The organism is Marinobacter sp. (assembly GCF_035268745.1).
Taxonomy (GTDB): domain Bacteria; phylum Pseudomonadota; class Gammaproteobacteria; order Pseudomonadales; family Oleiphilaceae; genus Marinobacter.
Map to the genome: position 1 here is coordinate 56,429 of NZ_DATFKH010000210.1, position 6,274 is coordinate 62,702.

Annotated in this window: 9 protein-coding genes; all 9 read left to right on the forward strand. The window is 57.6% G+C overall.

Annotated elements, in window-relative coordinates; all coding sequences use genetic code 11:
* Positions 1-12: 12 nt before the first annotated feature.
* The 9 genes from VJ956_RS14150 to fliR all read left to right on the forward strand — a co-directional run bounded on the left by VJ956_RS14150 (position 13) and on the right by fliR (position 6,262).
* Positions 13-357 (forward strand): Hpt domain-containing protein, encoded by a 345-nt coding sequence (locus VJ956_RS14150; RefSeq protein WP_324085687.1) that lies wholly within the window; start codon positions 13-15, stop codon positions 355-357.
* 115 nt (positions 358-472) lie between these two features.
* A complete protein-coding gene (locus tag VJ956_RS14155) occupies positions 473-1,726 on the forward strand; it encodes a flagellar hook-length control protein FliK (RefSeq protein WP_324085688.1) in 1,254 nt (417 codons plus the stop codon).
* 179 nt (positions 1,727-1,905) lie between these two features.
* Positions 1,906-2,412: a flagellar basal body-associated FliL family protein gene (locus VJ956_RS14160; RefSeq protein WP_324085689.1), complete on the forward strand. Its 507-nt coding sequence runs from the start codon at positions 1,906-1,908 to the stop codon at positions 2,410-2,412.
* Between the two features lie 50 nt (positions 2,413-2,462).
* Entirely contained in the window at positions 2,463-3,461 is a 999-nt protein-coding gene (gene fliM, locus VJ956_RS14165) for a flagellar motor switch protein FliM (RefSeq protein WP_324085690.1), read from the forward strand.
* Positions 3,454-3,978 carry a flagellar motor switch protein FliN gene (gene fliN, locus VJ956_RS14170; protein WP_324085691.1) on the forward strand — a complete coding sequence of 175 codons (525 nt, stop codon included), beginning with the start codon at positions 3,454-3,456 and terminating at the stop codon, positions 3,976-3,978. The genes fliM and fliN overlap by 8 nt, the downstream gene beginning before the upstream one ends.
* Complete coding sequence (gene fliO, locus VJ956_RS14175; protein WP_324085692.1) at positions 3,979-4,398, forward strand: flagellar biosynthetic protein FliO; 420 nt, start codon at positions 3,979-3,981, stop codon at positions 4,396-4,398.
* Between the two features lie 28 nt (positions 4,399-4,426).
* A complete protein-coding gene (gene fliP, locus VJ956_RS14180) occupies positions 4,427-5,173 on the forward strand; it encodes a flagellar type III secretion system pore protein FliP (protein ID WP_414674447.1) in 747 nt (248 codons plus the stop codon).
* 30 nt (positions 5,174-5,203) lie between these two features.
* The gene (gene fliQ, locus VJ956_RS14185; RefSeq protein ID WP_324085693.1) at positions 5,204-5,473 is read left to right on the forward strand and encodes a flagellar biosynthesis protein FliQ; all 270 of its coding nucleotides are present in this window, start codon (positions 5,204-5,206) and stop codon (positions 5,471-5,473) included.
* A 6-nt stretch (positions 5,474-5,479) separates the two neighbouring features.
* Positions 5,480-6,262: a flagellar biosynthetic protein FliR gene (fliR, locus tag VJ956_RS14190; protein WP_324085694.1), complete on the forward strand. Its 783-nt coding sequence runs from the start codon at positions 5,480-5,482 to the stop codon at positions 6,260-6,262.
* Positions 6,263-6,274 lie beyond the last annotated feature (12 nt).

The following is a 6,274-nucleotide window of genomic DNA, read 5'->3' on the forward strand; positions in this document are numbered from 1 at the left end:
CGGAGGTTGGTCATGAATGACAAACCGCATCTAGATGAGGAAGCGCTGACAGAACTTCAGGAGGTCATGGAAGATGAGTTTGATATTCTCATTGAAACCTACCTCAGGGATTCGTGCGACCGGATAAGTTACCTCAGGACCGCGATCGGGTCCTCTGACCCTGATACTTTTACCAAGACCGCCCACAGTTTCAAAGGGAGTTCCGTGAATATCGGCGCGCCCCGGCTGGGCGCGCTCTGTCTGAAAGCCGAGGAGGCCGGTCGGGAAAACCGGTTGGGCGATGCGGCGACTGTGGTGGATGCTATTGAATCGGAGTTCCAGCGCGTTGAAAAGACCCTGAAGCGGTTTCTCGCCTGATATCGTCGCCTTCGACGGTGGCATTGCTTTTGCTTGGTTATGGGAAAGTCCCGGGAAGCTGAGTGCATTATAAGACTCAGCGTCCGTTCTCCCCTAAAAGCGGCAAGAGGTTGCCATGTCACAGATGGTTTTCCCCCAGAATCTTCCGAAAAGCGCGCCTTCCGAGGCCGCCAGCTCCTCCGGGTCACCAGGACGGGGCAATGAAAAATCCGGTGAAAGCTCATTCGATGCTGTCTCCCGGTCTGAGCAGAAACGACTGGATGCCCGCGAGGCAAAGAAACCTGAAACAGCAGGACCGGCGGAACAGAATCGGCAGGCAGAGGCAAAAGCGGCAAAGTCAGAGGCTGAGCGAAGGTCGGCTGAAGCCGCCGATGCGGCAAAGGCTCGTGACGATAAGTCTGCCAGGGCTGAAGATTCCGGCGAAGCCATCGGGCAGACGCATGCCGCTGATGGCGAGCAATCGCTTGAGCCTGATGGCGATAAATCACTGGTCGCATCCCCGCTGACCTTTGCCGACCTCCAGTCCCTGATCACTCCGTTACCGGGCCAGGGTGCGACCGTTTCGGCAGAGGATGCAGCCGCGTCGCTCGATGTTCAGGGGCTGCCATTGGTCCAGAATACCTTTACATCAATGGCGGGCATCAGTGGAAACGGAGAAACTGCTGCAATGGCGATTCAGACCCTGGGCCTCGGTGGGCAAGGGAAAAATGCTTCTATGACCCTTCAGGCACCGGGCCAGGCCGGTTCTCCGACCGCGATCGCGCTTGCGGAAAGCCTGCTGGCCGGGGTAACCGGTGACGGCGGCAAGGCTTCTGACACCGCGCTGCTGCAGAATGCGATCCGCTTCCAGGGCGGGCTGGAATCTGTCAGCGCCCAGGCAAACGCGGTCAACACCCCAAAAATGGCTCCGGATGCCCCGATTCTTCGGGGCTACGCCACGTCTATCGAGCTGCCGGTGGGCCACGCCCAATGGGGCGACAAGGTAGCGGGAAAGCTGACCTGGCTGACCGCCAGAAACATGTCGGTTGCCGAAATCCACCTGACTCCGCCGGATATGGGCCCGATGGAGGTCAAGGTCCAGGTGCAGCAGGAACAGGCCAATATCACGGTGCATTCGGCTAATCCGGTGGTCCGTGAACAGCTTGAACTGCACAGTCAGCGCCTGAGGGATATGTTGAGCGAGCAGGGGATCGCTCTGGAGAATTTCGATGTGTCCGATTCCGGCAGTGACCAGGCCCGGGACGGTGATACCCAAAGCGATGAACGGCCAGTTCCGGGGCTGATGGCAGATGCTGGCCAGGAAGACATGGGGGCTGAACTGCGATCACTGGATCTCACCTGGAAAGGCGAGGTGGACATCTTCGCCTGAAGCCTGCTTCTGTCGGTCAGCCGTCCTGATCTCGCCGCTGTGCCATTCCAGCCTTTGCTGATCCCCGCTACCAGAGCTAGACTGCTGCTCTGGTAGCGGGGATTTGTCATTCTGGCCCGCCCTTTGCTTAATATCCTTTAACTCCGACCTTTTCGACGGAATTCTGGCAGACGAATCTTATGGCTGAAGACAACGCATCCGGGCAAGCATCGCCCAAGAAGGGCAAGCTCAAATTCATTCTGATCCTGACACTGCTGGTGGTCATGGCAATCGGCCTGTCGGTGGTTGGTACGCTCTGGTTCATCGGGGCCGATATTCCCGGTCTGAGCGGCGGGGAGGAAGCGCCCGAAACCACAGAAGAAATATTTGTGCCCAGTGCTTATACCGTTCTGGAAAAAGCGCTGGTCACCACCGTTCAGGCAGAAGGCAGGCAACGTTATGCACAGGTTCATCTGGCGTTCGAGGCAAAAGACATGAACGCCCTGGAGGCAGCGAATCTGCATATGCCGCTGCTGCGAAGCCGGCTTCTTGGGGTGATATCCGGCATGGATTTTCTGCAGCTGCAGACTCCCGAAGGCCGCAGAAATCTGGCAGATCAGATGCTGGTAGCGGCCAACGATGTACTCGAGCAGGAAGGCGAACCGCCTCTGCAACGGGTGCTGCTCAGAAACTTTGTCATTCAGTAGCAAGGGCGTAACAAGAGCCTTACGGGCTTAATTCAGAGGCTGGGAAACCTATGCAGGACTTACTGTCACAGGACGAAATTGACGCGCTGTTACATGGCGTGGACGACGGTGATGTCGATACCTATGACGACAGCGGCGGTGAGGACATCAGAAGCTATGACCTTGCCAGTCAGGACCGAATCGTCCGTGGCCGGATGCCAACCCTCGAGATGATCAACGAGCGCTTCGCCCGTCATACCCGCATCAGCCTGTTCAATATTCTGCGTCGCAATGCCGATGTCTCGACGGGTGGCGTCCAGATCATGAAGTTTGGCGAGTACGTTCACACGCTCTACCTTCCCACCAGCCTTAACCTGACCAAGATCCGGCCCCTGCGGGGGACGTCTCTGTTTGTGCTGGACGCCAAACTGGTATTCAAACTGGTGGATAACTTTTTCGGCGGCGAAGGCCGTCAGGCCAAGATTGAAGGCCGTGAATTCACGCCAACAGAAAACCGCATTGTTCAGAAGGTGCTGAACCAGGTGTTTGAGGACATGCGGGAAGCCTGGCAGGCGGTTCTGAAAGTGGAATTTGAATATCTCAGCTCGGAAGTAAATCCGGCAATGGCCAATATCGTCAGCCCCAGCGAAGTCGTGGTGGTAAGCACCTTCCATATAGAGCTGGATGGGGGTGGCGGTGAGCTGCACATGGCGTTGCCCTACTCCATGATTGAGCCCGTGCGCGATATTCTGGATGCCGGTGTCCAGAGTGACATTGACGATATGGATGAGCGCTGGGTCACCGCGCTCCAGGAAGATATCAGAGAGGTGAGCGTGCCGATCAATGCGACGGTCTGCCGCCGCCGGATTTCACTGCGTGATGTGGCGAAATTCAAGGAAGGCGACATTATCCCGGTAGAAATGCCAGAAACACTGACCCTTACTGCCAACGGCATTCCGGTTTACAACGCCACGCTGGGCACCCGTGACGGCAAGCTGGCACTGAAAATCAGGAATCGGGCAACCGTGCCCAGGGTTAAAAAACAACTGAAGGTGGGACGTAATGGCTGACGATGACAAAAAGCAAGGCGACAAGGAACTCAGCGAAGACGAGAAACTGGCCGCTGAGTGGGAATCGGCCATGGAAGAGTCCGGAGACTCTGACAGCGAATCGGACGGTGACGATCGCAACGACGAGTGGGCTGCGGCCATGAAAGAAGCCGGTGAATCGGAAGGAGACGATGGTGGGAACAGCAGCAGCGTTCGCACCGCACCAATGGAAGAATTCCCGGAAGGCTCGAAGATCGCGCAGGGCGATGGCCCGGCACCGGACCTTGACGTCATTCTTGATATTCCGGTGACTATTTCCATGGAAGTCGGCAACACCCAGATTCCCATTCGCAACCTGCTGCAGCTGAATCAGGGCTCGGTGATCGAGCTGGACAGGCTGGCGGGCGAGCCCCTGGATGTTCTGGTTAACGGAACCCTGATTGCCCATGGCGAGGTGGTGATGGTGAACGAAAAATTCGGTATTCGCCTGACCGACGTCATCAGCCCGGGCGAGCGCATCAAACGGTTGCAGAAATAGATGGCCGGCCAACAGGAAGCAGCGGCAGCAGCGTCAGCAACCGCAACACCGCCGGCGTCAGCGCCGGATGCCCTGATGAGCATGCTGAGCCTGGGGGCCGGACTGCTGGCGGTCATTGCCATTATTTTCGGCTGTGCCTGGCTTGTTCGCCGCATGAGTGGCATGACCGGTGGCAATACCCGGGCCATGAAGCTGGTATCGGTGATGCCAATGGGTACGCGGGAACGCATCGCCCTGATTGATGTGGGTGGCAAACAGATTCTTGTCGGTGTTACTCCTCAGGCTATCCGCACGCTCCACGTTTTTGACGAGCCGGTGGTGCCCCCCGGCGAGCAGGTTTCCGGCGATTTCGCCCGTAAACTTCAGGGCATGATCGGCAAATCCTGGGGTTCCGGCTCCGTCAACAGGGAAGGCTCGTGACATGAGGTTCCGGATGCCCCGGTGTAGTGTGTCACTGCTTTCCCTGATGCTGCTTGTTTTCTGGGTGCCGACGGGGATGGCGGAGGCGCAGGGTATTCCGGGCATTCCGGCGCTCACTGTAACACCGGGAGAAGGCGAGGGAGTTCAGGAATACTCGGTGTCGCTGCAGATTCTGGCGTTCATGACGGCGCTTACATTCCTGCCGGCGATGCTGATGATGATGACCTCCTTCACCCGCATCATTGTGGTGTTCGCCATCCTCCGGCAGGCGCTGGGGCTGCAGTCTACGCCGTCCAATCAGGTACTGCTGGGCCTGACCCTGTTTCTTACCATCTTCATCATGAAACCGGTGTTCGAAGAGGTGAATGCGCAGGCATTGCAGCCCTACATGCAGGAGGAAATGACCTCACTGGAAGCGGTGCAACAGGCCAGCCAGCCGTTCCGGGATTTCATGATGGCCCAGACCCGTGAAAGCGACCTGGCGCTGTTCATGCGTATTGCCGACGAGCAGTACGCGACCCCCGAGGAAGTGTCCTTCTGGGTGCTGATGCCGGCATTCGTCACCAGTGAGCTGAAGACCGCGTTCCAGATCGGGTTCATCCTGTTCATACCTTTTCTGATCATCGATATGGTGGTGGCCAGCGTTCTGATGGCCATGGGTATGATGATGCTGTCGCCGATCATCATTTCCCTGCCATTCAAAATCATGCTGTTCGTGCTGGTGGATGGCTGGGCCCTGATCATGGGCACTCTGGCCGCCAGCTATGGGATATAGGCCCGCCATGCAATGTACAGGAGCACCATCATGACACCCGAAACCGTCATCGATATCCTGCGGGAAGCGCTCTGGATGATCGTACTGCTTTCCAGCCTGATCATCGGGCCCGGGCTGGTGATTGGTCTGGTGGTCAGTACCTTTCAGGCAGCGACCCAGATCAATGAGCAGACCCTCAGCTTCCTGCCGCGCTTGCTGGTCACTCTGATTACGATCATCGTAGCCGGCCCCTGGATGCTGACTCAGTTGATGGACCATGCGGAACGACTGATCTCCAGCGTTCCCTATCTGATCGGCTGACCGGCAATGCCGACCGAAATCAGTGCAGACCTGATCAGCCAGTGGATCGGCCAGCATTTCTGGCCATTTTTCCGGCTGGCCAGTTTCATGATGGTAATCCCGTTTATTGGCACCCAGCTTGTACCTGCCCGCGTGCGCCTGGGGCTGGCGCTGCTGATCACCGTGCTGGTGGTTCCCATGATTCCCGCAGTGCCCCGGGTGGATGCCCTCAGCGCTGACGCCGTAGTCATCACCCTGCAGCAGATACTGATCGGCGTGGGCATGGGCTTTGCGCTGACGATGCTGTTTCAGCTGTTTGTGGTGGCCGGCCAGATGATTGCCATGCAGATGGGGCTTGGCTTCGCATCCATGGTCGATCCCGCCAACGGCGTCAACGTGCCGGTCCTGTCCCAAATCTATAGCATCACCATTACCCTGTTGTACCTGGCGATGAACGGCCACCTTGTGGCCTTTGATGTTTTTATTGAAAGCTTCTACACACTTCCCATCGGCCTCGAGGGGCTGGGGCAGGCGGGTCTCTGGTCTCTGGCCCACCGGATCAGCTGGATGTTTGCGGCCGCCATGCTGCTGGCCCTGCCTGCGGTAACCGCGGTGTTTATCGTCAACATCTCGTTCGGGGTCATGACCCGCGCAGCTCCCCAGATGAATATTTTTGCGCTGGGCTTCCCGATTGGCCTGATTTTTGGATTGTTTGCCATATGGGTACTGCACGCCAATTTTCTGCCACATTTCGAGCAGTACTCCCGGGCAACCTTCGAGTTCATGCGTCAGCTTCAGGGTCAGCCGTAGTATGAAGAGGTT

What these genes read in the sequence shown, in the direction of transcription:
- VJ956_RS14150 (WP_324085687.1), top strand. Translation starts at nt 13, where the DNA reads ATGAATGACAAACCGCATCTAGATGAGGAAGCGCTGACAGAACTTCAG.
- VJ956_RS14155 (WP_324085688.1), top strand. Translation starts at nt 473, where the DNA reads ATGTCACAGATGGTTTTCCCCCAGAATCTTCCGAAAAGCGCGCCTTCC.
- VJ956_RS14160 (WP_324085689.1), top strand. Translation starts at nt 1,906, where the DNA reads ATGGCTGAAGACAACGCATCCGGGCAAGCATCGCCCAAGAAGGGCAAG.
- fliM (WP_324085690.1), top strand. Translation starts at nt 2,463, where the DNA reads ATGCAGGACTTACTGTCACAGGACGAAATTGACGCGCTGTTACATGGC.
- fliN (WP_324085691.1), top strand. Translation starts at nt 3,454, where the DNA reads ATGGCTGACGATGACAAAAAGCAAGGCGACAAGGAACTCAGCGAAGAC.
- fliO (WP_324085692.1), top strand. Translation starts at nt 3,979, where the DNA reads ATGGCCGGCCAACAGGAAGCAGCGGCAGCAGCGTCAGCAACCGCAACA.
- fliQ (WP_324085693.1), top strand. Translation starts at nt 5,204, where the DNA reads ATGACACCCGAAACCGTCATCGATATCCTGCGGGAAGCGCTCTGGATG.
- fliR (WP_324085694.1), top strand. Translation starts at nt 5,480, where the DNA reads ATGCCGACCGAAATCAGTGCAGACCTGATCAGCCAGTGGATCGGCCAG.